Source organism: Telluria aromaticivorans, from assembly GCF_013003915.1.
Classification (GTDB): Bacteria; Pseudomonadota; Gammaproteobacteria; order Burkholderiales; family Burkholderiaceae_D; genus Telluria; species Telluria aromaticivorans.
Genome location: NZ_JABAIV010000007.1, coordinates 151553 through 176590, shown reverse-complemented (window position 1 = coordinate 176590; position 25038 = coordinate 151553). Strand labels below are relative to the sequence as shown.

The window sequence follows — 25038 nt, the reverse complement described above, 5'->3', positions numbered from 1 at the left end:
GAAGCCCGCCAGGGCACTAGGCTATGACTACCGAAACCACCACTGCCAGCAACCTCGCTGCCCCCGCCTACAACGCCACCGACAAGCAAAAAGGCGCCAGCAAGACCTCGCGCATTCCGATCAAAATCATCCCGATCGCCGACGGCGAGCGCCTGAAGAAGCCGGACTGGATCCGCGTGAAGGCGGCGACCGCGTCGTCGCGCTTCTACGAGATTAAGGACATCCTGCGCGCAAACAACCTGGTGACGGTGTGCGAAGAAGCCAGCTGCCCGAACATCGGCGAATGCTTCGGCAAGGGCACCGCGACCTTCATGATCATGGGCGACAAGTGCACCCGCCGCTGCCCGTTCTGCGACGTCGGCCACGGCCGTCCGGACCCGCTCGACGTCAACGAGCCGGGCAACCTGGCCAAGACCATCGCCGACCTGCGCCTGTCGTATGTCGTGATCACCTCGGTGGACCGCGACGACCTGCGCGACGGCGGCGCCGGCCACTTCGTCGAGTGCATCCAGAAGACCCGCGCCCAGTCGCCAAGCACCAAGATCGAAGTGCTGGTGCCCGACTTCCGCGGCCGCCTGGAAAAGGCCCTGAACATCTTCGCCGACGGCCTGCCGGACGTGATGAACCACAACCTGGAAACCGTGCCGCGCCTGTACAAGGAAGCGCGCCCGGGCGCCGACTACACGCACTCGCTGGTGCTGCTGCGTGACTTCAAGAAGATGTACCCGAGCGCCGTCACCAAGTCGGGCATCATGGTCGGCCTGGGCGAAACGGATGAAGAAATCCTGCAGGTGATGCGCGACATGCGCGAGCACGACATCGACATGCTGACCATCGGCCAGTACCTGGCGCCGTCGAACTCGCACCTGCCGGTGCGCCGCTACGTGCACCCGGACCAGTTCAAGAAGTTCGAAGAAGCCGCTTACGAAATGGGCTTCGTGCACGCGGCAGTCGGTGCAATGGTGCGTTCGTCCTACCACGCGGACGTGCAGGCGCATAACGCAGGCGTCGCCGCGTAACTCGATCGCTGTCGCAACCTAACGCTACACCGTAGGGTGGTCGGCTTTGCCGACCGCGCGTTCAACCGGTGCGTGATCATCCGATGCGCGTCTGGTCAAGCGTGATTTGAACGCGCGGGCGGGAATCCGCCCACCCTACCGTGCTCCCCCTCTTGCTGCGATATAGTTGATAGCAACTAGACATCGCGCAGGCGCCATGACCCAATCCCACACCCCACCCGACGACACCCAGGACGACGACGCCTTCCTCGAACGCGAACTCGATTTCGCCGAGCGCGGCATCGAGCTTGTAAAAATGGAAGGCCGCGTATTCCTGCGCTTCTCGGGCGAAGTGCGCTACGAAGGCCTGCGCGTGCCCTACCGCCTGGTGCCCTCGCGCGGCGTGCTGGCCAAGCCGAGCAAGTGGCGCAAGATGGACATGCTGGCCCGGCGCGGCGTGCTCGAAGAACGCGCCACGCCCGATGCGCTCGAACAGCTGCAGACAGAAGCCGAAGAATTCGTGCGCAACATCGCCGAGGAAGCCGACGATTTCGGCTGGAGCCCGATGCTCTTCCTCGATGTGCTCGACGAGCTGGAAACTTCGGAGCCGGCTGAATACGTCTTCCAGCGCATCTCGCAGCGCCTGGCACACGCGGTCGAACGCGAACAGGAAGAACGCCACGCCGCGCGCACCAAGGAAAGCATCAACCTGGCCGAGTACCCCGAGTCCTTCGAGGTCGCCAGCCGCATGCAGCGCAAGTTCATCGCCCTGCTGGGGCCCACCAACTCGGGCAAGACCCACCGCGCGATGGAAGCGCTGGCCAAGGCCGAGAGCGGCGTCTACCTTGCGCCCCTGCGCCTGCTGGCGCTGGAAAACTACGAGCGCCTGCAAGCGGCGCGCCCGCACGGCAAGCCCATCAAGGTCAGCCTGGTCACCGGCGAAGAACGCCGCCTGGCCGAAGGCGCGACCCATGTCGCCAGCACGGTCGAAATGTTGAATACCAAGGCGCCGGTGGAGGTGGCGGTGATCGACGAGATCCAGATGCTGGCCGACCGCGACCGCGGCGCCGCCTGGACCGCGGCTGTCTGCGGCGCGCCGGCGTCCACCGTGTTCCTGGTCGGCGCTCCGGAAGCGCGGCGCGCCATCGAGGCACTGGCCGAGCGCCTCGAAGTGCCGCTCGAAGTGCATGTACTGAAACGCATGGCGCCGCTGGCGATGGAGCCAGGCCCGGTGCGCAAGCTCGGCAACCTGCGGCGCGGCGACGCGGTGATCGCCTTCTCGCGGCGCGAGGTGCTGATGTGGCGCGACATGATCACCGAGAAGGGCCTGTCGGTGGCCACCGTGTACGGCAACCTGTCGCCCGAGGTACGGCGCGCGCAGGCCGAACGCTTCCGCGAGGGCCAGGCCGACATCGTGGTCGGCACCGACGCGCTGGCGATGGGCCTGAACATGCCGATCGCCCGCATCGTGATGACCACGGCGGTGAAGTACAACGGGGTCGAGGAAGAAGAGATCTCCGCAGCGCTGGCCAAGCAGATCGCCGGTAGGGCAGGGCGCTACGGCGTGCACGAGGAAGGTTTTGTCGCCGGCTACGACGACGAGACCCACTCCGTCATGCGCTCGCTGATGAAGGAGAAGATCCCGCCGCTGGCGGCCAATGGTTTCGCCGTGGCGCCCTCGCTCGAGCAGCTGCACCGTATTGCCTCGGTCACCGGCGAGACCTCGCTGGTGAAGCTGCTGCGCCGCTTCGTGCACAACATCGACGTGCCGGATGGTTTCTTCTACCCGCGCATCACCGAGGAGCAGAACGAACGCGCCGAATGGCTCGATACGCTGCCCCTGAGCGTGGCGGACAAGTTCATGCTGTCGCTGGTGCCGATTTCCAGCAGGGTGCCGACCCTGCAAAGCGCCTGGGAGCACTGGGCGCTGTCGCTGGCCAAGAAGAAGGTCTTCAAGCTGGCGCCGCCCACCCAGGAGCTGTTCTACATGAACCTGCAGGAGGTCGAGGATACCTGCCGCCTGTATTCGGCCTATGCCTGGCTGGGCTATCGCGAGCCGGAATTCTTCCCGAGTATCGACCTGGCCCAGCAACTGGCGCGCGAGGCGTCGGAACGGGTGGATGCGATGCTGCAGCAGCAGAATACGGCGGCCAGGCAGAAGGGTGGGGGGCAGAAGCAGGGTGGGGGCAAGCGCAGGCGCTAGTTGGTGCGGTACGAACTTGGAGTGAACAATGCTAGTGGCATTGTTCACGCCTTCGCCGGGATGACGGTTCAAATGTATGCGGTCACAGAGCGGTTTTCGTAGCCCTCACACTAAAGACCGTCGTACGCGCCACTGGCGCCTACGACTTCCGGCGAAGGCCGGAACCCAAGTTTCGTAGTTCAGCCTCCAACGCTCACCGGACCACCACAGCAAGAACCCCACGCACAGTGTACGATCCCGCTTTTTACCCAAAAGCGACCCACCGTGACCCTGAAACACACCCCAGAATCCTTCAACGAATTCGGCAAGTCCTTCCTCCCCGGCCACCTCGGCATCCGCATCACCGAAGTCGCCGAGGGCCGCGTCAGCGCCGAGCTGCCGGTCGAGCCGCACCTGCTGGCCCCCAACGGCTACCTGCACGCCGGCAGCGTGGTCACGCTGGCCGATACCGCGGCCGGCTACGCCTGCATCGCCAACCTGCCGGAAGGCGCCCAGAGCTTCACCACCATCGAACTGAAATCGAACCACTTGGGCACCGCGCGCCAGGGCACGATCGCCGTGGTGGCAACCGCCGTGCACCTGGGGCGCACGACGCAGGTATGGGATGCGATCGTGACCGACAAGGCTAGCTCCAAGACGATTGCGCTGTTCCGCTGCACCCAGATGATCCTCTACCCGAAGTAAAAGATCAGCCGGCGAGCTCTTTCTCGATCAGCTTGTGCAGGACCGGGAATTCCGGCTCGCCGACATAGCGCTTGATGATCTTGCCGTTCTTGTCGATCAGGAAGGTGGTCGGCGTCAGGGTGACGTCGCCGAACTGTCTGGCGATGTCGCCGGCCGCGTCGATCGCCACGATGAAGGGGAGCTTGCGGGTCTCGGTAAAATTCAGCACGTAGTCGGGCCGGTCGTACTGCATCGCCACCGCCACGAATTCCAGTCCCTGTCCCTTGTACTTCTCGTAGGTCTCCACCATCTGCGGCATCTCCTTGACGCAGGTGACGCAGGAAGTCGCCCAGAAATTCACCATGACGACCTTGCCGCGCATGGACTGGGTGCTGATCTTGTCGCCGGTGATGCTGATGAAGGTGACGTCGGGCGCCGCGCTGCTGGCCGTGAAGGAGGCGTAGCCGATGCCGGCCAGCGCCAGCACGACCGCACCGATGGCGGCGGGCTTGAACCAGGTGCGGGAAGGGTTAGGTGCGGTCATGTGGGAGCAGGTGTAAAAACGGCAGGACCGAAGTCCTGCCGCTGGGGGGGCGAAGCTTACGAAGCCTGGCTAGACTTGACGTCTTCTTCGCTGATGTACTCGAAGATCTTGACGACGCGGTTCACGCCGGCCACGCCTTTGGCGACGTCGGCCGCGATATTGCCCTCACGCGGAGTGACAAGGCCCATCAGGTAGACAACGCCGCGCTCGGTGGTGACTTTCACCGAGCTGGCCGAGATGGTCTTCTTGTCGACCAGGCTGGCCTTGACCTTGGTAGTGATCAGGGCGTCGCTCGAACGCGAGGTATAGCTCGACGGGCCGGCGATTTCCAGCTCGTTGACCACGGCGACCACGTTCGAGATCTCGCGCACTTCGCGCTCGGCGGCCTGCTTCATGGCTTCGTCGCGGACTTCGCCGGTCAGCAGCACCTTGCGGTTGTAGCTGGTCACGTTGACGTGGCCATGCTCTCCGGTGAGCTGCTGCATCTTGATCTCGGCCTTGACGTTGATCGACTTGTCTTCGGTCTGCATGCCGATGGTGCGGCGGTCGTTTGCGGAGACAGCGGTCATCACAGCGCCGCCTACCGCCAGGCCGATACAGCCCGACAGCGAGGCAGCCAGCGCGGTGCCCAGTACGATTTTTGATACCAGGCCGGCCAGCGGGCGCTTATTCATCATTCTTCATCTCCTCCGAACAATGCGACGTCAATGCCGTCGCAAATGCAGTGAATCGCGACCAGATGCACTTCCTGGATGCGAGCGGTACGTGCGTGGGGCACGTTGATATGGACATCGGCATCGGTCAGCAGCTTGGCAAGCGCGCCGCCGTCCTTGCCGGTGAAGGCCACGATACGCATTTCGCGTTCCAGCGCCGCTTCCACCGCAGCCAGCACGTTGGCCGAGTTGCCCGAGGTCGAAATCGCCAGCAGGACGTCGCCGGCCTGGCCGAAGGCCTGCACCTGTTTCGAGAAGATCTCGCGGAAGCTGTAGTCGTTGCCGACGGCCGTCAGGATGGAGGTGTCGCAGGTCAGGGCGATGGCGGGCAGCGGGAAGCGCTCGCGCTCGAAGCGGCCTACGAGTTCGGCAGCAAAGTGCTGGCAGTCGGCGGCGGAACCGCCATTACCGCAGGCCAGGATCTTGTTGCCGTTGGACAAAGCGCCGAACATGAGTTCGATCGCCTGCGAAATAGGTTGGGCGAGAGTAGCAGCCGACTTCATTTTCAGGTCGGCGCTCTCCTGGAAGTGAGCGAGGATGCGTTGAGTATTCATAGCCGGGGATTATAGTGTAGTAGCAACCGAAGGCGGGCAACCACAGTAAAAATTGCTTACATTTCAATCAGGAAGTAATGACATCTTGTAACCATTCGATGTGGCTGCCATCGATGGCGACCACGTCGAAGCGGCAGGGCGGCGTCGTGGAGAAGCGCAACAGGTAACACTGGGCCGCCCGCACCAGGCGGCGGATCTTGGGGGGAGTGATGCTGGCGGCCGCGCCGCCGTGTTCAGTATCCGCGCGCTGGCGCACTTCGACGAACACGAAAGTATCGCCATCACGCATGACCAGGTCGATTTCGCCGCCCTTGCAGCGGAAATTTTCCTCGGCCAGGACCAGGCCCTGGCGTTTCAGGTGGAGCAGGGCGGCCTGCTCCCAGCTGCGGCCCTGGGCCTGCCGCAATGACAGGCGCAGCGGCCACATGTCAGCGCCCGAATGCTGCCGCTTCGAAGGTGCCGCCGTCGCGGTAGACCGTGCCGGTCTCCACGCGCCGGAAAGATGGCGCGCCCGCCCCGTTGCCCATGTCGATCGACAGGCGGCCGGTGACGCCGTCCAGCTGGAAGGCGCCGCCGGGGCGCAGGGCCAGCTCGCGCGCGATACGGTAGGCGTCGATGCCCAGCGCGTACAGGCGCTGCATGTCGAAGCCATCAAGCGCGCCGCCCCAGCGCGGATAGCTCGCCACCAGCGGGTGGTCGGGCTGCACGGTCCAGGGCAGGTCGAGGATGCGCACTCCTGCCAGCTCGGGGGCCTGGGTAGCCGGGTCGCGCCCAGGATTGACCGAGGCGGTGCCATAGGTCGGCAGCGAGGTGCCGATGGCGCTGCGCACCTGGCGCAGCTGCACCGCGTCGAGCGCCGCGAATATCAATTGCGGCGGGTCGGCCTGCATGCGTGCGCGTAGCTCGGCCAGGGCGTTGCCGTCCACATAGCCGTCGGCGCTGGGTAAATCGACCACGGAATTCTTCAGGCCCAGCTGCGACCAGCGCGCGGTAAACGCGCCGGTCAGGCGTTGCTGCCATGCGGCGGACCCGGTCAGCACCAGGGCGCGGCCGCCCGGCTGTTCGGCGGCGGCCCAGTCGGCGACCTGTCGCGCTTCGTCTTCGAGCGAGAGGCCGACCACCAGCATCTGGCGCGGCAGCGGCCCGTCGAGTTGCGGGTGGTTCAGGGCAATGGTCGGCCGGCTGACGGCGCCGCTGGTGGCCAGCGCAGCCACGGCGCCCCTAGCCAGCGGCCCGACCATGATGTCGTGATGCGGCGCGGCGCGGCCATAGGCGTCGAGCGTGGCCTGGGCCGAGTCGCCGGTGGGAATCACGCTGACGGTCACGCCGGTGCGGTCGCGCTCGTAGGCGGCCATGAAACCCGCGCGTACCGCTTCGGCCGGCTGGGCGAGCGTGCCGGACTGCAGCGGCAGCAGCAGGGCAATGCGCACGCCTGCTGCCGGCATCGCATCGGTGGCGAGCGGGCGGCCGTCGCCCGGAGGCGGCAGTTCGACCGGGCTGGTACGGGCAGGCTCGACGGGAGGAGGGGGCGTATAGCCGGGTTCGCTCGGCACCGGACTTGCACTCGGCGCGGCGGGCGCGCACAATCCGCCCGGTACGCCACAACCGGTGTCGGGTGGCAAGGGCGTACTGCCGCATCCCGCCAGCAGGCCCAGGGAGGCCAGCGCGGTTGTCGCAAGCAGCGCCTTGATATTTTTCTTCAGCATCGGAACCCCTTATGACAGAACAGCAGACCATCGACATCGCCCGGCTACCCGTCATGGGCGAAGCGGCCCAACAGTCCTATCCTACCGCAACGCTGTATGTCGTGGCTACACCGATCGGCAACGTCACCGACATCACGCTGCGCGCCTTGCACCTGCTGGCCCTCAGCGATGTCGTGGCCTGCGAAGATACCCGCAAGACCGGCGCGCTGCTGCAGCGTTTCGGGTTGAGCAAGCAAACCATTGCCGCGCACCAGCACAACGAACGCGAGGTAGCGGACAAGATCGTCGAACGCCTTCGGGGCGGGCAGCGGGTGGCGCTGGTGTCGGATGCCGGCACGCCGGCCGTGTCCGACCCCGGTGCGCGGATCGTCGATGCGGTGCGCGCGGCAGGCCTGAACGTGGTGCCGTTGCCGGGACCGTCGGCGGCGATCACGGCCCTGTCCGCCAGCGGCCTGGTGAACGACCGGTTTCACTTTGTCGGCTTCCTGCCGGCCAAGTCGAAACAGCGCGAGTCGGCGCTGGCGCTGCTGGCGCGCGAAACCTCGACCCTGGTCTTCTACGAAGCGCCGCACCGGATCGTCGAATGTGTCGAAGGCCTGGTATCGGCATTCGAACCTGTGCGCCAGGTGGTGTTCGCGCGTGAGCTCAGCAAGATGTTCGAGGAAATCCACCGCTGCCCGCTGAGCGAGGCACTGGCCTGGGTCAAGGCCGACCAGCACCGCGAGCGCGGCGAGTTCGTCGTGCTGGTCGAGGGCGCGGTGCTCGAGACGGATGCGCAGGATGTCGAGGCGGAACGCATTTTGCAGATCCTGCTGACGGAGTGTTCCGTCAAGCAGGCGGCCAACCTGGCCGCGCAGATTACCGGACGCAAGAAAAATGCCTTGTACGACCGTGCGTTGCAGATCAAGGGAAGTGCAGACTAGATAGTTGTGTCGCTGTACGCACCGGCCAAGCTGACCGCAGTGCGCCTGAGCGCATCTGACGCCACCTCAAGATCCAGCGAAGGGCGCCCCTGCACCCAATGCTCGACAAGCGAGAGCTGGGCCTCCGCTATTTGCCGTGCAATTATCTCGAGCGGGATGCGCGAAAAGCCAGCGGGACGACGTTTAAGACGTTCGACGATCAGATTGGCCAGCGTATTGCCGAGCAGGGGTCGCGTCGGCCAGCTCAGCAAGACGCGCGCCACCTGCTGGTGGTCCCGAAAATGCCGAAGCAGGACCGTCACGGCCTCGGTCGATATGGGTGGACAGACCAGGTCAGCCAGGATCGAGAACGGGCCGGCGATGCTGGCGCGCAAGAGGTCGTGCTTGGTCCGGTAATGCTCATAGAAGGTCGAGCGACCCACATTGGCGCGCTCCGCGACGGTGCCGATCTTGAGCGATTCGTAGCCTTGTTCCAGCAATAGTTCGACGAATGAACTGTGCAGCAAGGCGCGGGTGCGCTGGCGGCGGCGGTCCAGCATCTCGTCAACCATGCAAGCCTCTCTTTTCGACGGACAATATGGCGGGTTTGTCTGCTAGCGGACAAACGGGTGGGAGTGCTGTGCCGCTCTACGTGGCCGCAATGATATTACTGGGATACCAGCCACAAAGTAAAGGTATCCCATGTCCTTGCCAGCAGCAGTTCCCCTCCCATCGCATCGGCGCCGGGCCGCGCTCGCCATCGCTTCCACCACAGGTCTTGCCCTGTTCGCCTTGTCCCATCACCCCGTCGCCAGCAAAGCATCGTCTGTCCAGGAAAGCCTGGCCCAGCTCGTTTCGCTGCAGCTCCTTGACGGCCTCGTGCATGGCGTGCTGATTGTCATGCTGGCGATGTTGGCCGGTGGTTTTGCGGTGTTCAGTGCGCTGCTCGGGCGTCGGCGCGCTCCAGTGATCGTTGCAATGGCCGCCTATGGAATTGGCTGCTGTGTCGTTGTCGGGGCGATGCTGCTCGATGGCTTTGCGGTACCTCAACTAGCGCGGCAGTTCGTCGCAGCGTCTCAAAACGAGGTCGACATCATCTACATCGTCCTGCGCGTTATCGGAACCATTATTCAAGTGCTGACCAAAGCAGGGCTGCTGTCGATGTGCGCTGCATTCTTGGCGTGGTCATACGCCCTGGCATCCGCGCCTGGTTTACCATGGTCACGTTGGTGCGCGGCGCTCGGGGTTGCGGCCGGATTGTTTACCGGGCTGTTCATCCTGATCGCCGACGTGCGCCTGACGCCGGCCAGCCTCGTGGCAATTTTTGGTGTGCATTCCATCTGGCACCTGGGAGTGGCAGCCGTATTAGTTCGATCGAGCGGGAATACGCAAAATATGACAGTGCCCAGCTGAACTCGCGGGGGTCGCTGTGCTCGACCATTCAAGCGTCGAGAAGCGCCCCCGCCTCACCATTTGCACCCACTATCCTTCTTGTCCATCATCAGGAACAGCGGCGCCAGCAAGCCTCCCGGCAAGCCATCCTTGCAATTGCGCCGCTTCGCCTTGCTGATCGCCTTTGCATACTTCGATTCCGTCTCCAATGGCGGCTCGGGAAACTGCGCCAGCGCCGTTCCCTCGCGGCCGAGCCTGGTGTGACCAGCCAGCTGGCGCGCCGTCTGTTTCGCCGCATTCATGTCAAACGTTGGCGCACCTTCGGCTGCTGGGGCCGGTGCGTCAGGCTGCTGCACGACAAACGGATCCGCAGGCGCTTCCTGCGGTGACGCGGGCACGGCAATCACCCGCTTCGGCACCGGCTTGCGGGCGCTGCGTTGCGCCACCGGTTCCGCACGTAGCTGCGGCGCCACTTCCACCCGCGGCGGCGCGGGCGGCGGCGGGCGGATGAACACGACAAGTGGTTGCGGTTCCGGCGCGGCCGCCGGCAGGACCGTCCCGCTGTGGCGATAAGCGAACATCAGTAACACGTGCACGGCAACCGATACGCCGATGCCCATGAGAAAACGCCGGTTTCCCTGCGCGCTGCCCTTATCCATGCTGCCCTGCACTGCAAAATTCACAATATTGTCCGCTTGAACACGATCGGCAAAGAATACGATGAGTCACTTATTTTGCCCTTAAACCTTGACCGAAGCCTGCTTCCCCGCTATGATCTTGGTCTTCGGAGTGTAGCGCAGCCCGGTAGCGCACCTGGTTTGGGACCAGGGGGTCCAAGGTTCGAATCCTTGTACTCCGACCAGCATTAAGAGAAAAGCCGACAGTGAAAACTGTCGGCTTTTTTCGTTTCCGGCTCTTGTCCGGCTTCCGGAATCTTCCGGCGCCGGACGCGAAGCGGGTCAACCCGCCCGTTTGGCCAAGAGGGCGTTCCCCGCGCGGCTGGCGCCCTTGCGGCCCAGCTGCTGTGAAATGAACTGCCCGGCATCGACCACCTGGTCCAGGTCAATACCGGTCTCGATCCCCAGGCCATGCAGCAGGTACAACACGTCCTCGGTCGCCACGTTGCCGGTGGCGCCCTTCGCATACGGGCAGCCGCCCAGTCCCGACACCGACGAGTGGAAGATCGCTACGCCAACCTCCAGCGCCGCGTAGATGTTCGCCAGCGCCTGGCCGTAGGTATCGTGGAAGTGGCCGGACAGCTGCAGCAGCGGGAATTCCCGGCTTGCCGCCAGCATCACCGCCTGGGTCTGGCGCGCGGTGCCGACGCCGATGGTGTCGGCGATGTCGATCTCGTCGCAACCGAGGTCGCGCATGCGGCGCACCACGTCGGCCACCGCATCCAGCGGCACCTCGCCCTGGTAGGGGCAACCGAAGGCCGTGCTGATCGAACCGCGCAGGCGCAGCCCATTGGCCTTGGCCGCCTTGGCCACCGGTTCGAAGCGCGCGATCGATTCCGCGATCGAGCAGTTGATGTTCTTTTGCGAGAAGGCTTCCGAGGCCGAGCCGAAGATCACGACTTCATCGGCTTTGCTTGCTAACGCCGCCTCGAAGCCCTGCATGTTCGGCGTCAGCGCCGAATAGATCGTGCCGGGCAGGCGTTCGATGCCTGCCATGACTTCCGCGCTGGTGGCCATCTGCGGCACCCATTTCGGCGACACGAAAGACGCCGCCTCGACATTCGGGATGCCGGCGCGTGCGAGCCGGTTCACGAGCTCGATCTTCACCTCGGCCGACAGCGCCTCTTTTTCGTTCTGCAGGCCGTCGCGCGGGCCCACTTCGACAATCTTGACCTTCTTCGGCAAGCTGGCTTGTTGGTTCATGCTGTTCAGTATCCTAATTGGCGGTCGACGAGGTCGGCGACCGGTTGGCCGTTTTCCAATGCCGCGATCTTGTCGGCGATCTGGCGCACGGCATCATGGCGCACGGTCAGCGCCGAGATATGCGGGGTGATGGAAATGCGCGGCTCGTTCCAGAAAGGATGCGGGGCCGGCAGCGGCTCGTGGCGAAACACGTCGAGCGTGGCGCCCGCGATGTGGCCCGAGCGGATCAGGGTCATCAGGTCGGGCTCGGCCAGGATCGGGCCGCGCGCGACGTTGATGAGGTAGGCGCCCGGCAGCAGCTTGCCCATGTTGTGGCGGTCGAGCAGGTTGGCCGTATCAAGCGTAAGCGGCAGCATGCAGACCAGCACGCGGGTCCCGCGCAAAAAGGCATCCAGCCCGTCCGTGCCGTGGAAGCAGTCGACGCCAGCGATAGCCTTGGGCGTGCGGCTCCAGCCGCGCACCGGGAAACCGAACAGGCGCATCGCCTCCACCACCGGCAGGCCCAGCCTGCCCAGGCCCATGATCCCGACCGAAAAATCCTGTTTCGCGATCTGCGGCAGCGGGTTCCAGGCGCCGTGGCGTGCCTGCTGCTCGTATTCCTCGAAGCGGCGGAAATAGCGCAGTACGGCGTGCGCCACGTATTCCGCCATCTGCACGCCCATGCCGGCGTCGCCCAGGCGCACGATCGGCACGGGCGGCAAGGCGTCGCCCAGCTTGAGCAGGGCGTCGACCCCGGCGCCCATCAGGAAGATCGCCCGCACGTGCGCGAGCTGGTCCAGCAGGGCCGGCGTGGGGCTCCACAGCACGGCGTAGTCGCAGGGCGGCAGGGCTTCGCCTTCCCGCCATGCGATGGTCTGCACTTGCGGCATGAGGGCGGCGAATTCGCGCGCCCACGGCTCGATCACGCCGTCTTCGCGGAACAGCAAAATGCGCATAGTCCCCCCCGAATGTGATCGTTAATCAGGCCGTCTTGAAAGCCAGCAGCGGCGCGCCATCGGCTACCTGGTCGCCGACCTGGTACAGCACTTCTTCCACCAGGCCGTCGCTCGGTGCTGAAATCGTGTGCTCCATCTTCATGGCTTCCATGATCACCAGCGCGTCGCCCTTTTTCACTTCTTTTCCGGCCACGGCCAGCACCGCGACGACCTTGCCCGGCATCGGCGCCGTCAGGCGGCCTCCGGCGGCTTCCTGTTCGCCCGCATGGGCCATCGGATCATTGTACGCCAGCGTGAAATGACGGCCGCCCGTGAAGACGTGGAACACATCGCCGTCGCGGCGCACGCTGCCGTGCAGCGAAGTTTCACCGAGGCGGATGGTCAGTTCGGCCCCAATCTGGCGGACCAGCGCGAGCGGCTGGCGTTCGCCATTGGCATCGATTTCCCAGCCGTGGGACGTGTAGGTGAGGCCCACCTGGTAGCCGCCTTCCTTGCCCGTGAACTCGTCGGCAAAGCCCAGCACGCGGCGATAGGCGCTGTTCATGCGCCAGCCGCTGGCCTGTGCCCATGGTTCGGCAGGGTTCGACGCACCGCGCTGGGTTTCGCCCGTGCCAAGGGCCAGCGCGGCGAGGGCCAGCGCGCCCAGCGGTGCGGCGCTTGGGGCCGGGAACAGCGTCTCGCCGTGGCGCTCGATCAGGCCGGTGTCCAGGTCCGCGCTTGAGAAGGCTTCGCCTTCGACCAGGCGCTTGAGGAAGGCGATGTTGGTCGCCAGGCCGACGATCTGGAACTCGCTAAGGGCCTGCGACAGCCGCGCCAGCGCCTGGGTGCGGTCCGCGCCCCAGACGATCAGCTTGGCGATCATCGGATCGTAGAAGGGCGAAATGGCGTCGCCTTCGCGCACGCCCGAATCGACGCGGACGGCGGCCGGGTCAAGCCCGAAGGCGCCCAGCTCGAATTCGACGGCGGCCGGGGTATCCATGTGGCGCAGCGTGCCGATCGACGGCAAAAAGCCCTTTTCCGGATTCTCGGCATAGATGCGCGCTTCGATCGAATGGCCGTGGATGGCCAGTTCGCTCTGCTTCTTCGGCAGCGGCTGGCCCGCGGCCACGCGCAGCTGCCATTCGACCAGGTCGGTCCCGGTGATCATCTCGGTAACCGGGTGCTCCACCTGCAGGCGGGTGTTCATCTCCATGAAGTAGAACGAGCCGTCCTGGTTGGCGATGAATTCCACCGTGCCGGCGCCGACATAGCCGACGGCGCGCGCGGCGTTCACAGCTGCCTCGCCCATCGCGGCGCGGCGGTCCGGCGGCATGTTCGGCGCCGGCGCTTCTTCCAGCACCTTCTGGTGGCGCCGCTGCACCGAGCAATCGCGCTCGTGCAGGTAGACGCAGTTCCCAAACGTGTCGGCGAACACCTGGATCTCGATGTGGCGCGGGCGGATCAGGTATTTCTCGACCAGCACCTTGTCGTCGCCGAAGGAGCTGATCGCTTCGCGCTTGCACGACGCCAGCGCGGCTTCGAAATCTTCCGAACGCTCGACCACGCGCATGCCCTTGCCGCCGCCGCCGGCGCTGGCTTTGAGCAGCACCGGATAGCCGATGCGGTCGGCCTGTTCGCGCAGGAACGCGGGCTCCTGGTTGTCGCCGTGATAGCCCGGCACCAGCGGTACGTTGGCGCCTTCCATCAGCTGCTTGGCGGCCGATTTCGAACCCATCGCGCGCATCGAGGAACCCGGCGGGCCGATGAAGACCAGGCCGGCCGCATGCACGGCTTCGGCGAATTCCGCGTTCTCCGACAGGAAGCCGTAGCCCGGATGGATCGCCTGGGCGCCCGTGGCTTTTGCGACCTCGATGATCTTCTGGCCGCGCAAATAGCTTTCCTTGGCGGCGGCCGGGCCGATCAGCACTGCCTCATCGCAGACCGCCACGTGCTTCGACCCCGCGTCGGCTTCCGAGTACACGGCGACGGTGCGGATACCCATGCGGCGCGCGGTGGCGGCGACACGGCAGGCGATTTCGCCACGGTTGGCGATGAGGATTTTGGTGAGCATGCGTTGTCTTTCGCTTGTTGATTATCGGTTCATGAGCGGCCGTGTCTCCCCGGCCGCCGCGTGGTTCAGCAGGCGCAAGCGGCTTTGGGCGCCGAATCCAGGGTTGCCGCGCGGGTCTTCAGGCCCAGCTTCTCGAGCAGCACGCGGTCGTCGTCCGCTTCCGGGTTGCCGGTGGTGAGCAGCTTGTCGCCATAGAAGATCGAGTTGGCGCCGGCCATGAAGCACATCGCCTGCACGGCCTCGCCCAGTTCGCGGCGGCCCGCCGACAGGCGCACGCGCGCCTCAGGCATGGTGATGCGCGCCACCGCGATGGTGCGCACGAATTCGATCGGGTCGAGCTTCTCGATGCCGTGCAGCGGCGTGCCTTCCACCTGAACCAGGTGGTTGACCGGGACCGATTCCGGGTAGGGGTTCAGGTTGGCCAGCTGGGCGATCAGGCCGGCGCGCTGTTCGCGCGTCTCGCCCATGCCCACGATGCCGCCGCAGCAGACCTTCAGGCCGGCGCTGCGCACGCGGCCCAGGGTGTCCAGGCGGTCCTGGTATTCGCGGGTCGAGATCACGTTGTCGTAGAAGTCGGGCGCGGTGTCGATGTTGTGGTTGTAGTAGTCCAAACCCGCGCGCTTGAGCTGTTCGGCCTGGCCTTCTTCGAGCATGCCGAGGGTGGCGCAGGTTTCCATGCCCAGCGCTTTTACCTCGCGCACCATGGTCTCGACCTTTTCCATGTCGCGCTCCTTCGGGCTGCGCCATGCGGCGCCCATGCAGAAGCGGGTGGCGCCGCTGGCCTTGGCCTGGCGCGCCGCATCGAGCACGGTGTCGAGGTCGAGGATCTTCTTGGCCTCGACGCCGGTGTCGTAACGCGCGGCCTGCGGGCAGTAGCCGCAGTCTTCCTCGCAGCCGCCGGTCTTGATCGACAGCAGGGTGGCCAGCTCGACGTCGCCGTCAGGGAAGTGCGCGCGGTGCAGGGTCTGGGCGCGGTGCATCAACTCGGTGAACGGCAGTTCGAACAGCGCCAGCACGTCGGCCAATGGCCAGGTGGCGTTCTCTGCCTGCTTGATGGCGGCGACAGGGCGGTGCAGGGCGACGGTGTTAAGTTGGGACATGGTGGTTCCTTGAGTAGCTATTCTTTGATTACAGACGTGGGGAATGCCAGCCCGGCAGTCCCGCAAGGTCGATGAATTCGGCGGCGGCGGCGGCCGTGGGTTCGGTCAGGCGTGGCACGTGGCCCAGCAGCGGCGCCGGGATGCGCTGTTCGAGCGCCTCGATGTTCTCAGCCTCGAAGCGCATGTCCGGGTCGACCGTATTGGCGACCCAGCCGGCCAGCACCAGTCCGCGCGCGACAATCGCTTCGACCGTCAGCAGCGCATGGCTGATGCAGCCCAGGCGCAGGCCCACCACCAGCACCACCGGCAGGTTCAGTTGCGCGGCCAGGTCGGCGCTGTCGAAGTCGTCGTTGAAGGGCACGCGGAAACCGCCCACCCCTTCGACCACCACGGCGTCGGACGCCGCCTGGATTTCGGTAAAGGCGGCCAGGATCGGCACAGCTTCGATGGTCACGCCTTCCAAAGCGGCGGCGATGTGCGGCGCGGCCGGTTCCTTCAGCATGAAGGGAGTGGTGATACTGGAGGGCAGGTGCACGTTGCCGGCTGCGCGCAGCATATCGGCATCCTCGTTGCGTAGTTCGCCGTCGACCATGGTGGCGCCTGCCGCCACCGGCTTCATGCCGCAGGCACGGCGGCCGCTGTGGGCCAGCTTGTACAGGATGGCGCTGGAAACCAGCGTCTTGCCGATCTCGGTATCGGTTCCGGTGACGAAGCAGCAGAAGCGCGAGGGCATGGCGTCATGCGCGAGTGCTTCCGGCTGCGCCTCGGCGGTGACCACGCCACCAGGCATCGGCACGGTGACGACCGGCGTCAGCGCCAGCGGCAGGTCGGGTTCGTTCAGGTTGTTCATGTGGACCTTTCGATGTCGTTGAGCGCCCCTGCCAGCAGCGCCACTTCCTCAAAAGTGTGTGCGGCCGACAGGGTCACGCGCAGGCGCGCGGTGCCCGCCGCCACGGTCGGCGGGCGGATCGCCGGCACCCACAGGCCCTGCTCGTGCAGGCCGGCCGCGGCGCGCAGCGCATCCTCGTTGCTGCCGATGATGATCGGCTGGATCGCAGTGCTTGAAGCCGCCAGCTGCCAGCGCTTTAAACGCAGCGCGCCCTGCAGGCTGTCCACCAGCGCCGCCAGGTGGGCGCGGCGTTGCATGCCTTCGGGTCCGCCGATGATGTCGAGGCTGGCCTGCAGCGCATGCGCCAGCGCGGGCGGCGCGGCCGTGGTGTAGATATAGGGACGCGAGCGCTGCACCAGCAGTTCGATCACGCTGGCATGCGCGGCGATGAAGGCGCCGCCCACGCCGGCTGCCTTGCCCAGGGTGCCCATGTAGACCAGGTTCGGCGAGCGCAGTTCGAAATGTTCGAGCGCGCCGCGGCCGTTCTGTCCCAGCACGCCGAAGCCGTGGGCGTCGTCCACCACCAGCCAGGCGCCATGGCGTTCGCACAGCGCCAGCAGCTCGGGCAGCGGCGCCAGGTTGCCGTCCATGCTGAAGACGCTGTCGGTAACGACGATTTTCGTACTGGCGCTGCTGGCGGCCAGCAGCTTGTCGAGTGCTTCGACGTCGCCATGCGGATAGACCGTCACGCCGGCCTTCGCCAGGCGCGCACCGTCGATCAGCGAGGCGTGGTTCAGCGCTTCCGAGAAGATCATCGCGTCAAGGTCGGCGCCCAGGGCGGTGAGGATGGCCAGGTTGGCCATGTAGCCGGTGCACAGGTAGAGAGCCCTGGCCTTCTCGATATGCGGCGACATCCACTCGGCCAGGCGCTCTTCCAGCAGCGCGTGCGCGCGGCTGTGGCCACTGACGAGGTGCGAGGCGCCGCTGCCGGCGCCGTAGCGGCTGGCGCCTTCGCGCAACGCTTCGATCACCAGCGGGTGCGCCGCCAGGCCGAGATAATCGTTGCTGCAGAAGGCCAGCATGGGGCGGCCATCGACGACCTGGCGCGGAGCGCAGGCGCTGTCGGCGACACGCAGGCGGCGCGTGAGGCTGTGCGCGGCGAGCGTGGCGAGCTTGCGGTCGATGGCGGCGATGAGGTTCATGCAATTAGCCCGCGATCACCGATTCGAAGACGCGCTGGGTGCGCTCGGCCAGGCCGGCGATTTCCTCGTCGTCCAGGATATACGGCGGCATCAGGTAGACGGTGCGGCCGATCGGGCGCAGCAGCAGTTCGTTCTCCGTCGCGGTGGTGAAGAAGCGGCGCGAGAAGCTCGAGGCGCGGCTCGGGTCGGGTTCGACCGCGTCGAACGCGAAGATCATGCCGCGCTGGCGGAAGTGGCGCGCGCGGTCGTGCTCGGCCAGCGGCGCCAGCGCCACGGTCAGTTTTGTCGCCAGCTCGCGGTTGCGGTTCAACACGTCGTCGTCTTCGAAGATCTGCAGCGTCGCCAGCGCCGCGCGGCAGGCCAGCGGGTTGCCGGTGTAGGAGTGCGAGTGCAGGAAGCCGCGCGTGATGTCTTCGCTGTAGAAGGACTGGTAGATCTCGTCGCTGGTCAGTACCAGCGACAGCGGCAGGTAACCTCCGCTGATGCCTTTCGACAGGCATAAAAAGTCTGGCCAGATGGCGGCCTGCTCGCAGGCGAAGAAGGTGCCGGTGCGGCCGCAGCCCACGGCGATTTCGTCGGCGATCAGGTGCACATGGTGCTGGTCGCACAGCTCGCGCAGCAGTTCCAGATAGAGCGGGTCGTACATCGCCATGCCGGTCGCGCACTGCACCAGCGGCTCGACGATGATGGCGGCGATGCGTTCGCCGCGTGCCTCGAACAGGGCGCGCACGTCTAGGATAGCCCGGCGCGCCACGTCCTGCGCCGACTCGCCCTCAATGGCGTTGCGCGCATCGGGGCTTGGTACCACGTGCGAGGCGCGCAGCAGCGGGCCGTAGGCATCCTTGAACAGCGGGACGTCGGTGACGCTGAGCGCACCGATGGTCTCGCCATGGTAGCTGCCCTGCAGGCAGACGAATTCCTGCTTGCCCGCATGGCCGGCATTGCGCCACGAGTGAAAGCTCATCTTCATGGCGATTTCGACCGCCGAGGCGCCGTCGGACGCATAGAAGGCGTGTCCCAGCGCATGGCCGGTGAGGGCCGCCAGCTGCTCCGACAGTTCGATCACCGGTTCGTGCGTGAAGCCGGCCAGCATCGCATGTTCGAGCTTGTCCAGCTGGTCTTTCAGGGCCGCGTTGATGCGTGGGTTGGCGTGGCCGAACAGGTTGACCCACCAGGAGCTGATGGCGTCCAGGTAGCGCCGCCCTTCATGGTCGTACAGCCACGGACCCTTGCCGTGGCTGACCGCGATCAGCGGCACCTCTTCGTGGTGCTGCATCTGGGTGCACGGGTGCCACACGCTGCGCAGGCTGCGTGCGATCCAGTCGGAAGAGGTTTGCGGTTTCAAGTTCAATCCAGTATTCAGTTCAGCCAGGTCGGCTTGCGCTTCTCCAGGAAGGAGGCGACGCCTTCTTTTCCTTCCATCGAGGCGCGGATGGCGGCGATGCGGTTGGCGGTGTCCGCCAGCAGCGCGTCGTTGACCGGCTGGCCCACGACTTCGCGCACCAGTTTTTTCGCCTCTACCACGGCATTCGGGCTGTTGGTCACCAAGGACTTCACGATGCCGGCCACGGAGGCGTCGAGCATGTCCGCCGCGACCACTTCGTGCGCGAAGCCGATGCGGTGGGCTTCACGCGCATCGAAGCGTTCGGCGGTGAGGAAATAGCGGCGCGCCGCCTGCTCGCCCATCGCCTTGATGACATAGGGCGAAATGGTGGCCGGGATCAGGCCGAGCTTCACTTCGGACAGGCAGAAGTTGGCGACCTCGCTGCTTACTACGATGTCGCAGGCCGCGACCAGGCCCATGCCGCCGGCGTAGCAGTCGCCCTGCACCTTGGCGACAGTGGGCTTCGGGCACAGGTAGATGGTGCGCAGCATGTCGGCCAGGCGCGCGGCGTCTTCCTGGTTCTCGCTGTGCGAGTAGCCGGCCATCTTCTTCATCCAGTTCAGGTCCGCACCGGCGCAGAAGGCCGGGCCGTTCGCGGCCAGCACGATAGCGCGTACGGCATCAATGCGGCCAAGCTCGTCGAAAGCCAGCGCCAGTTCGGCGATGGCGTGCTCGTTGAAGGCGTTGCGCACGTCCGGGCGGTTCAGGGTAATCGCGGCCACCTTGTCGTCGATGGCGATGGTGAGGGTCTGGTATTCCATTGTAAAGCTCCCTTTACATCCGGAACACGCCGAACTTCGTGTCCTCGATCGGCGCGTTGAGCGCAACCGACAGGCCCAGTCCCAGCACGGTGCGGGTATCGGCCGGGTCGATGACGCCGTCGTCCCACAGGCGCGCGGACGCGTAATACGGGTGGCCCTGGTGCTCGTACTGTTCCTTGATCGGCTGCTTGAAGGCGGCTTCTTCCTCCGCCGACCACTGGCCACCCTTGCCCTCGATGCCGTCGCGTTTCACGGTGGCCAGCACCGATGCGGCCTGGTCGCCGCCCATCACCGAGATGCGCGCGTTCGGCCACATCCACAGGAAGCGCGGCGAGAAAGCACGGCCGCACATGCCGTAGTTACCAGCGCCGAACGAGCCGCCGATGATGACGGTGAACTTCGGCACCGAGGCGGTAGCGACCGCGGTCACCATCTTGGCGCCGTTGCGGGCGATGCCTTCGTTTTCGTATTTGCGGCCCACCATGAAGCCGGTGATGTTCTGCAGGAAGACCAGCGGGATCTTGCGCTGGCAGCACAGCTCGATGAAATGGGTGCCCTTCAGTGCCGATTCCGAGAACAGGATGCCGTTGTTCGCGATGATGCCGACCTTCATGCCATAGATATGGGCGAAGCCGCATACCAGCGTGGTGCCGTAGCGCGCCTTGAACTCGTCGAACTCGCTGCCGTCGACCACGCGGGCAATCACTTCGCGCACGTCGAAGGGCTTGCGGGTGTCGACCGGGATGACGCCATACAGTTCTTCCGGCGCATAGCGAGGCTCAAGCGATGGGCGCAGCGCGCCTTGAACCGGCTTGACCCGGTTCAGGTTCGACACAATGGTGCGGGCCAGCGACAGCGCATGCAAATCGTTCTGCGCCAGGTGGTCGACCACGCCCGACAGGCGGGTGTGGACGTCGCCGCCGCCCAGGTCTTCGGCCGTGACCACTTCACCGGTCGCGGCTTTTACCAGCGGCGGGCCGCCCAGGAAGATGGTGCCCTGTTCCTTGACGATGATCGATTCGTCGCTCATCGCCGGCACGTAGGCGCCGCCCGCGGTGCACGAGCCCATCACGACCGCGATCTGCGGGATGCCTTTCGCAGACAAATTCGCCTGGTTATAAAAAATGCGGCCGAAGTGGTCGCGGTCCGGGAACACGTCGTCCTGGTTCGGCAGGTTGGCGCCGCCGGAGTCGACCAGGTAGATGCAGGGCAGCTTGTTCTGCTCGGCGATCTCCTGGGCACGCAGGTGCTTTTTCACCGTCATCGGGTAATAGGTCCCGCCCTTGACGGTGGCGTCGTTACAGACGATCACGCATTCCTGGCCGGCCACGCGGCCGATGCCGGTGATGATGCCGGCGGCGGGCGCCGCGCCGTCATACATCTCGTACGCGGCCAGCTGGGAGAATTCGAGGAAGGGCGTGCCCGGATCGAGCAGCATCTGCACGCGGTCACGCGGCAGCAGCTTGCCGCGTGCGACGTGCTTGGCGCTGGACGCTTCGCCGCCACCGAGTGCAACCTGGGCGACTTTCGCGCGCAGGTCGTCCACGATCAGCTGCATGGCTGCCGCATTGGCCTTGAAGTCTTCGCCGCGCGGGTTGAGTTTGCTCTCGATAAGGGGCATGTCTTGTCTCTTCTGTTGGGACCTTGAATAACCTACTGCGCGTTGCATTGTCGCCCTGCGATGCTCGCTGTACCTATCGTACAGCTGCGCTTCTCGGCCAACACTGCCGCCGCTCGCGACGGTTCTTCAAGGTCCCTTCTGTTATGTCGGGAAACTGCCGTCCACGTAATACCAGCGCGGCGCCCCGGTCTGTGGATCGGGCTCGCGCAGGAAACGGCTCACTTCGTGCAGCCGGTGCGCCCGTCCTCCCACCTTGAAGCGGGCGACGAATTCAACGGTGTCACTGTCTGGATCATCCGGCAAATTTACTTTACGTTGACGTAAACGTAAAGCAGATTTTACCTCAAGTCCCAGCCACCGGATTGGCTCTTTTTGGTCGATGATCGGCTCGCCCGGACGGGTGCTGGGGTGCCAGGTCGCCATCAGGTAAGACTCGTTCTTCTGGCTGTAGGCGGTATAGCGCGAGCGCATCAGCGCCTCTGCCGTCGGCGGCAGGGCTTCCCCCAGGATGAAGGGGCCGCAGCAGGCGGCCAGCGACGGCCCGCCACAAGGACAGGGTCCGGGTGTGGTCGTTTTGGACATGGGCGCCATTATCCGCCATTTCCGGCGGGGGCACGGACCGCGGTCAGCCCCGCAGGGTCAACCCGTCGAGCGAAAACGGCGGCGCCTCACCCTGCATCGCGCCCGCCAGCAGGGCGGCACTGCCGCAGGCGAAAGTAAAGCCCAGCGGGCCGTGGCCGACGTTCAGCCACAGGTTGGCGTACGGCGTGGCGCCGATGATCGGGGCGCTGCTCGGGGTGGCGGGGCGCAGGCCGGCCCAGACCGACAGCTTCGAGTAGTCGGCCGCGCGCGGCATGGTTTCCTTCACCTGGCGGGTCAGGCTGTCCACCCGTTTCTGGTTGTGGCTCAGGTCTTCGCCCACCATGTCGACCATGGCGGCCACGCGCAGCTTGTCGCCGATGCGCGCATAGAGCACCTTGCGCTCGAAGTCGGTGACGCTGATTTCCGGCGCCACGTCGTCGGCGCGGATCGGGGCGGTCAGGCTGTAGCCCTTGAGCGGGTAGAGCGGCAGGGTGATGCCGACGGTGTCGGACAGGGTGCGGCTCTGGATGCCGGCCGCCAGCACATAGCTGTCGGCGGCGATGGTGCGGGTGTCCGCGCCATCCTGCACTTCGATGCCGGTGATGAGGCCCCCGTCGACCAGCAGGCGGCGCGCCTCGCCGCCCACGAACCCCTGGAAGCATGGATGGGCGCGCAGGCGATCGGCCAGCGCCAGGCAGAAAGCGTGGCAGTCGGCCACCGCTTCGCCGCTGTTATAGATGCCGCCGGCCAGCAGCGGTTCGGCCGCCGCCAGCGAAGGTTCGCGCGCGGCGCATTCGCTCGGGGACCAGATTTCGCCGGCGCCGGCCTTGCCGGCCGCTTTCACGAACAGGTCGCGCGAGCGGTAGACCACCAGCTTGCCGGCGTCGCGCCAGTCGAATTCGTCGAGCGGGATGGTCACTTCGAGCTGCTTCATGCCCTGGCGCGACAGTTCGCCCAGTTCGAGCAGCTTGGCCGTGGTCTTGCGGTTGACGTCGGCGCGGCAATGGGCCAGGAAGCTGGCCAGCCAGCGGTACTGACGCAGGTCGGCTTCGGGACGGAAGTGCAGCGGACCGGTGTCCTGGAACATCCACTGCAGGGCTTTCAGCGGCACGCCCGCGTCGGCCAGCGGCGACACGTAGCGGTAGCTCAGCTGCCCGCCATTGCCGTAGCTGGACCCGCTGCCGACTTCCGGGGCGCGTTCGAGCACGGTGACGCGGTAGCCGGCTTCGGCCAGCCACCAGGCCGAGGCCAGGCCGACCACGCCGCCGCCGATGACGAGCACTTGTTCCCTCATTTGCTGCATCCTGCACTCTTCTTGTTAAGTACGAGCATGGAGCTTAGGCGCTGGTCCCCATCACGGCCAATGAAAGTCGCGCCGGACGCCATAACCACGGTATATAAATAGGAGCTTGGCATCATGTTGCCGCCCGTTGGCCGACGATGGCATACCGGTAGAGCGCGGTGAGGATGCGTTCCTCGAAGCGCGCCAGGCTGGAATAGCTCCCCTTCTGCAGGTCGGGGTCGGCCGAGCTGCCGCCCACCAGTACCACCAGGCCATCGCCGCGCGCCGGATCGAAGGCGAACACCGAACGCAATCCATATGCTTCGCCGAGGTGTCCGACGGCCGCGAAGCCGCCGCCGTCGACCAGCCCCATGCCCGGACGGTCGGGGAAGTGGGCATTGCCCAGGCCCCAGGCATTGAACAAGCCGCCCAGGGTATCGCCATTGCCGCCGGCGCCGTCGGTGGTCCACTGGCGCGCGAACATGCGCTCGAGCGTCGCGCGCTGGAACAGGCGCGTGGCCCCGTGCATGCCGCCGTTGACCAGCATGCGCATGACCACGCCCATGTCGCGCGCCGAGATGCGCAGGCCCCCGGTCGGGCTGAAAGGCGTGGCGTTGCTGCCCGGGACATAGGTGGCGATGCCAATCGGCGGCGCCGGCGGCTTGACGGAATAATCGTCGACCTGGGCAATCCACAGGCCCTGCGCATTCCAGAATTCGGTGTCCACGGTGCGCTTGCGGTACAGCGTCGCCAGGCGCCCGAGCGCCGCCGGCGGCAAGGTCGACGGGTGGTAACCGGCCTGGATGCCGAGTGGCTGCAACAGCAGGCGCTGCATGAGCAGGTCGAAGCGCTCGCCGGTGGCGCCTTCCATGGCCGTGCCGATCACGCCCCAAGCGAGATTACAGTAAGTGAAGAAGGCGCCCGGACCGGCGCGTTCGGCCCACATCTTGCCGCTACCGAACAGCGGACCGCCCGGCAGCAGCACGTCTTTCAGCGAGGTGGCCAGGGGCCAGGAATAGCCGGCGTCGTCGCGCAGCGACGAGGTATGGGTGAGCAGGCTGCGCAGGGTGATGGCCTGCTCGGGGAAATGCGGGTTGCGCAGGCTGAAGCCCAGGTAGCGCGACACATCGGCCTCCAGGTCCATCCTGCCGTATTCGACGAGCCGCATCAGGCCCAGGGTCGTCATCATCTTGGAGACCGAGGCGATCCGGTACAGGGTGCCTGGCGTAGCCGGCTTGTCGGGCAGGGCGCCATGGCCGATGAAGCGGCGCCCGAGCGCCTGTTCATACACCGGTTGTCCGGCGCGGAGCGCGACCACCGACAGGCTGGCCAGCTGCATCGCCGGATCGGCCACGACCGCCGCGAGTTCGGCATCGAGCGCCCGGCGCGCCTCGGCCGGCAGGGACGGCGCGCCAGAAGAAGGCGGCGCCGCGAACAGCGGTTCCACGCTGCCCAGCAAGGCCATGCCCAGCAATGATCGCCTGCGTTCGTTCATCCGGTCTCCCTTTCGCCCTTGCGGCTTGTTATTGTGTGCGCCAACTGAAGCTTCCTGCTGAGCATACGGAGGGACAGGAAGCCTTGCCAAATGAATAGCCGTGGCGGTGGCATAACCGTTTTATATTGGTATCAAGTGGTATGCTTATAAGGCAAGCGAATGCCATTACAACGCTTTTTCATGGGCTGCTTTGTGCCGGGCGACGATGTCGCCATTACACTTTGTGCGCCACCTTCGACACG

General features: G+C 65.6%; 24 protein-coding genes and 1 tRNA gene. 6 read left to right on the top strand and 19 right to left on the bottom strand.

The annotated features are described in order from the left end of the window. The first annotated feature begins 23 nt into the window (after positions 1–23). The 3 genes from lipA to HGB41_RS18375 all read left to right on the top strand — a co-directional run bounded on the left by lipA (position 24) and on the right by HGB41_RS18375 (position 3885). Complete coding sequence (lipA, locus tag HGB41_RS18385) at positions 24–1019, top strand: lipoyl synthase (protein ID WP_171087130.1); 996 nt, start codon at positions 24–26, stop codon at positions 1017–1019. Positions 1020–1215: 196 nt separating this feature from the next. After that, positions 1216–3201 (top strand): helicase-related protein, encoded by a 1986-nt coding sequence (locus HGB41_RS18380; protein WP_171087128.1) that lies wholly within the window; start codon positions 1216–1218, stop codon positions 3199–3201. 264 nt (positions 3202–3465) lie between these two features. Continuing rightward, positions 3466–3885 carry a PaaI family thioesterase gene (locus tag HGB41_RS18375; RefSeq protein WP_171087126.1) on the top strand — a complete coding sequence of 140 codons (420 nt, stop codon included), beginning with the start codon at positions 3466–3468 and terminating at the stop codon, positions 3883–3885. A gap of 4 nt (positions 3886–3889) precedes the next feature. On the opposite strand, the gene HGB41_RS18370 is transcribed toward HGB41_RS18375, so the two are convergent. The 5 genes from HGB41_RS18370 to HGB41_RS18350 all read right to left on the bottom strand — a co-directional run bounded on the left by HGB41_RS18370 (position 3890) and on the right by HGB41_RS18350 (position 7381). Continuing rightward, positions 3890–4408, bottom strand: coding sequence for a TlpA disulfide reductase family protein (locus HGB41_RS18370; RefSeq protein ID WP_171087124.1), 519 nt, complete (start codon positions 4406–4408; stop codon positions 3890–3892). 56 nt (positions 4409–4464) lie between these two features. Further along, complete coding sequence (locus HGB41_RS18365) at positions 4465–5085, bottom strand: BON domain-containing protein (protein ID WP_171087122.1); 621 nt, start codon at positions 5083–5085, stop codon at positions 4465–4467. After that, positions 5082–5675, bottom strand: coding sequence for a phosphoheptose isomerase (locus HGB41_RS18360; protein WP_171087120.1), 594 nt, complete (start codon positions 5673–5675; stop codon positions 5082–5084). Before HGB41_RS18360 ends, HGB41_RS18365 begins: the two co-directional genes overlap by 4 nt. 67 nt (positions 5676–5742) lie before the next feature. Beyond that, on the bottom strand, positions 5743–6102 hold the full coding sequence (locus HGB41_RS18355; RefSeq protein ID WP_171087118.1) for a YraN family protein: 360 nt from the start codon (positions 6100–6102) through the stop codon (positions 5743–5745). A 1-nt stretch (position 6103) separates the two neighbouring features. Beyond that, a complete protein-coding gene (locus tag HGB41_RS18350) occupies positions 6104–7381 on the bottom strand; it encodes a penicillin-binding protein activator (protein ID WP_171087116.1) in 1278 nt (425 codons plus the stop codon). Between the two features lie 11 nt (positions 7382–7392). Here HGB41_RS18350 and rsmI point away from each other — a divergent pair, with 11 nt between their 5' ends. After that, the gene (rsmI, locus tag HGB41_RS18345) at positions 7393–8304 is read left to right on the top strand and encodes a 16S rRNA (cytidine(1402)-2'-O)-methyltransferase (RefSeq protein WP_171087114.1); all 912 of its coding nucleotides are present in this window, start codon (positions 7393–7395) and stop codon (positions 8302–8304) included. Here the strand turns inward: rsmI and HGB41_RS18340 are convergent. Beyond that, positions 8301–8855 carry a TetR/AcrR family transcriptional regulator gene (locus HGB41_RS18340; protein WP_171087111.1) on the bottom strand — a complete coding sequence of 185 codons (555 nt, stop codon included), beginning with the start codon at positions 8853–8855 and terminating at the stop codon, positions 8301–8303. The genes rsmI and HGB41_RS18340 overlap by 4 nt on opposite strands. Positions 8856–8985: 130 nt before the next feature. Here HGB41_RS18340 and HGB41_RS18335 point away from each other — a divergent pair, with 130 nt between their 5' ends. Next, entirely contained in the window at positions 8986–9696 is a 711-nt protein-coding gene (locus HGB41_RS18335; RefSeq protein WP_171087109.1) for a hypothetical protein, read from the top strand. A 53-nt stretch (positions 9697–9749) separates the two neighbouring features. On the opposite strand, the gene HGB41_RS18330 is transcribed toward HGB41_RS18335, so the two are convergent. Continuing rightward, complete coding sequence (locus tag HGB41_RS18330) at positions 9750–10346, bottom strand: hypothetical protein (protein WP_171087106.1); 597 nt, start codon at positions 10344–10346, stop codon at positions 9750–9752. A 114-nt stretch (positions 10347–10460) separates the two neighbouring features. On the opposite strand from HGB41_RS18330, the gene HGB41_RS18325 reads away from it, so the two are divergent. After that, positions 10461–10537: transfer RNA gene (locus HGB41_RS18325), tRNA-Pro, on the top strand. A 97-nt stretch (positions 10538–10634) separates the two neighbouring features. Here the strand turns inward: HGB41_RS18325 and HGB41_RS18320 are convergent. The 12 genes from HGB41_RS18320 to HGB41_RS18265 all read right to left on the bottom strand — a co-directional run bounded on the left by HGB41_RS18320 (position 10635) and on the right by HGB41_RS18265 (position 24796). After that, positions 10635–11555, bottom strand: coding sequence for a hydroxymethylglutaryl-CoA lyase (locus tag HGB41_RS18320; protein WP_171087104.1), 921 nt, complete (start codon positions 11553–11555; stop codon positions 10635–10637). A 5-nt stretch (positions 11556–11560) separates the two neighbouring features. Continuing rightward, positions 11561–12490, bottom strand: coding sequence for a 2-hydroxyacid dehydrogenase (locus HGB41_RS18315; RefSeq protein ID WP_171087102.1), 930 nt, complete (start codon positions 12488–12490; stop codon positions 11561–11563). Between the two features lie 25 nt (positions 12491–12515). Continuing rightward, positions 12516–14540: an acetyl/propionyl/methylcrotonyl-CoA carboxylase subunit alpha gene (locus tag HGB41_RS18310; RefSeq protein ID WP_171087100.1), complete on the bottom strand. Its 2025-nt coding sequence runs from the start codon at positions 14538–14540 to the stop codon at positions 12516–12518. Between the two features lie 65 nt (positions 14541–14605). Continuing rightward, positions 14606–15640, bottom strand: coding sequence for a biotin synthase BioB (gene bioB, locus HGB41_RS18305; protein WP_229423111.1), 1035 nt, complete (start codon positions 15638–15640; stop codon positions 14606–14608). Positions 15641–15668: 28 nt separating this feature from the next. Beyond that, positions 15669–16490 (bottom strand): dethiobiotin synthase, encoded by an 822-nt coding sequence (gene bioD / locus HGB41_RS18300; protein ID WP_171087099.1) that lies wholly within the window; start codon positions 16488–16490, stop codon positions 15669–15671. After that, positions 16487–17671 (bottom strand): 8-amino-7-oxononanoate synthase, encoded by a 1185-nt coding sequence (gene bioF, locus HGB41_RS18295; RefSeq protein WP_171087096.1) that lies wholly within the window; start codon positions 17669–17671, stop codon positions 16487–16489. The genes bioD and bioF overlap by 4 nt, the downstream gene beginning before the upstream one ends. Before the next feature lie 4 nt (positions 17672–17675). Next, on the bottom strand, positions 17676–19016 hold the full coding sequence (bioA, locus tag HGB41_RS18290; protein ID WP_171087094.1) for an adenosylmethionine--8-amino-7-oxononanoate transaminase: 1341 nt from the start codon (positions 19014–19016) through the stop codon (positions 17676–17678). Between the two features lie 14 nt (positions 19017–19030). After that, positions 19031–19816 (bottom strand): enoyl-CoA hydratase/isomerase family protein, encoded by a 786-nt coding sequence (locus HGB41_RS18285; RefSeq protein WP_171087092.1) that lies wholly within the window; start codon positions 19814–19816, stop codon positions 19031–19033. A gap of 13 nt (positions 19817–19829) precedes the next feature. Further along, positions 19830–21437 (bottom strand): carboxyl transferase domain-containing protein, encoded by a 1608-nt coding sequence (locus HGB41_RS18280; RefSeq protein ID WP_171087090.1) that lies wholly within the window; start codon positions 21435–21437, stop codon positions 19830–19832. A 141-nt stretch (positions 21438–21578) separates the two neighbouring features. Next, entirely contained in the window at positions 21579–22019 is a 441-nt protein-coding gene (locus HGB41_RS18275) for a YchJ family protein (protein ID WP_171087089.1), read from the bottom strand. Positions 22020–22062: 43 nt separating this feature from the next. Continuing rightward, positions 22063–23313, bottom strand: coding sequence for a D-amino acid dehydrogenase (locus HGB41_RS18270; protein WP_171087087.1), 1251 nt, complete (start codon positions 23311–23313; stop codon positions 22063–22065). A 121-nt stretch (positions 23314–23434) separates the two neighbouring features. After that, positions 23435–24796: a serine hydrolase domain-containing protein gene (locus HGB41_RS18265; RefSeq protein ID WP_229423110.1), complete on the bottom strand. Its 1362-nt coding sequence runs from the start codon at positions 24794–24796 to the stop codon at positions 23435–23437. Positions 24797–25038 lie beyond the last annotated feature (242 nt).